General features: G+C 63.2%; 1 protein-coding gene and 1 pseudogene. Both read right to left on the reverse strand.

The genetic code is table 11. The annotated features are described in order from the left end of the window. Window positions 1–1,121, reverse strand: a 1,121-nt coding sequence (locus ACE3S9_RS19190; protein ID WP_374548078.1) for an ABC transporter transmembrane domain-containing protein, incomplete at its 3' end; no start/stop codon positions are given. 67 nt (window positions 1,122–1,188) lie between these two features. Next, a pseudogene (locus tag ACE3S9_RS19195) lies at window positions 1,189–1,805 on the reverse strand (phosphomannomutase/phosphoglucomutase); the annotation flags it as partial.

The raw sequence follows: 1,805 nt of genomic DNA on the forward strand, positions 1-1,805 counted from the left end.
GCGACCGTCTCGCCGGGGCGCACGGTGAAACTGACGTCGTCCACCGCCTTGCGCCGCTCGTCATAGGCGAAAGTGACGTGGTCGAATGTCACCTCGCCGTTCAGCCGGCCCGGATCGACCGCGCCGGGCTTGTCCGCGACGCTCGGCTTGGTGTCCATGACCTCGAAGAAGTCGTTGATCTTCGGCGCCTGCATGAAGAGATAGTTCACGAAGCCGACCACCTGCTCCAGCCGCGCGACCAGCATGGTGGCGAAATTCATGAAGGTGACGATCACGCCGATGGTCGCCAGATTCTGGAAATGCAGCCAGACGCCGATCACGAAAATCGAGAGCAGGCTCAAGGTGGCGGAAGCGCGCGTCGCCACGGCGGCGAGCGCCCACCACGACAGAACGGGAAGCTGCGCCGCCAGCACCTGATCGATGATCTGGCGGACGCCGCGCGATTCGCTCTCGACGCGCGTGAAGGACTGGATGACCGGCACATTGCCGAGCACATCCGAGGCGCGTTCGGCGAGTTGGGCGTTATGCACTTCCACTCGCGCCTGCAAGCCCTCGGTCCGGCGCAGGACGAACACGGTGAGCAGGCCGAAAAAGGCCACCAGTACGACCAGAACGAGGCCAAGCCGCCAGTTCACGAACAAAGTCGCCGGCAACAGGATGAACAGCGCGACCATGGACGCGCAATTCTCGCGGAAGAAGGACAGCCAGATTCCGGCCATGCCGCTGGAGCCTTCCAGCATGATCTTCAGCAGTCGGCCGGAATGGGTCGCGCCGTGGAAGCTCAAGGGCAGTTCGAGCAGATGGTCGAAAAAGTTGGCCATTACCGCGAGACGGCGGCGATGCGACAATCGATCGGCGTGCAGCGCCACGGTCACCGCCGCGATGATCGAGAACAGGCCGAATCCGACCCAGGCGCCCATCATCGGCGTCAGTTCGGCCCAGGTCGGATCGCGATGCGCGGCCTGCGCGCCAGTCAGTTTGTCGATGATGCGGCCGAACAGCACCGGCTCCACGAATTGCGCGCTGGCGAGGGCCAGATTGGCGAAAACGAGGAGAATGGCGAGCGGACGCTCGGGCGCGAGCTGGGCGAGAACCCGGCGGTAAACATTCAGCACAAACATTTACGCGACGATTCCGATGAAGAATGCGGAAACTATAATCCGTTTCGCGGTTCCGTGTCCCGCCGGATCAGATCGTCTGGTTATAGGCGCCGACTTCGGGGTTTTCGCGCAGCACGGCGTCCACCGCCTTGAACATGGCGTGGAGATTGTCCTTCGAGGCCGGGCTCTCGACCACCACCACCAGTTCCGGCTTGTTGGACGAGGCGCGCACCAGGCCCCAGGTGCCGTCCTCCACCGTCACGCGCACGCCATTGACCGTGACAAGGCTCGTGATCTTCTGGCCGATGATCGGCTCCCCCTTGTCCTGCATCGCCTTGAACCGTGCGACCACCTTATCGACCACGCCATATTTCACCTCATCGGCGCAATGCGGCGACATGGTGGGCGAGCCCCAGGTCTTGGGCAGGTCGGCATAGAGATCGGCCATGCTCTTGCCCGGGTTGCGGTCGAGCATTTCCAGCACATGGACCGCCGTCAGCAGGCCGTCGTCATAGCCGCGCCCGACCGGCGCGTTGAAGAAGAAATGGCCGGATTTCTCGAAACCGGCGAGCGCCTTCAGATCGTTGACGCGGCGCTTGATGTAGGAATGGCCGGTCTTCCAGTAATCGGCCTTGACGCCCTGCGCCTTGAGCACCGGATCGCTGGCGAACAGGCCGGTCGATTTGACGTCGACCACGAAGGTCG

This window comes from Rhodoblastus sp. (assembly GCF_041915505.1).
In the GTDB taxonomy this organism is placed as follows: domain Bacteria; phylum Pseudomonadota; class Alphaproteobacteria; order Rhizobiales; family Beijerinckiaceae; genus Rhodoblastus.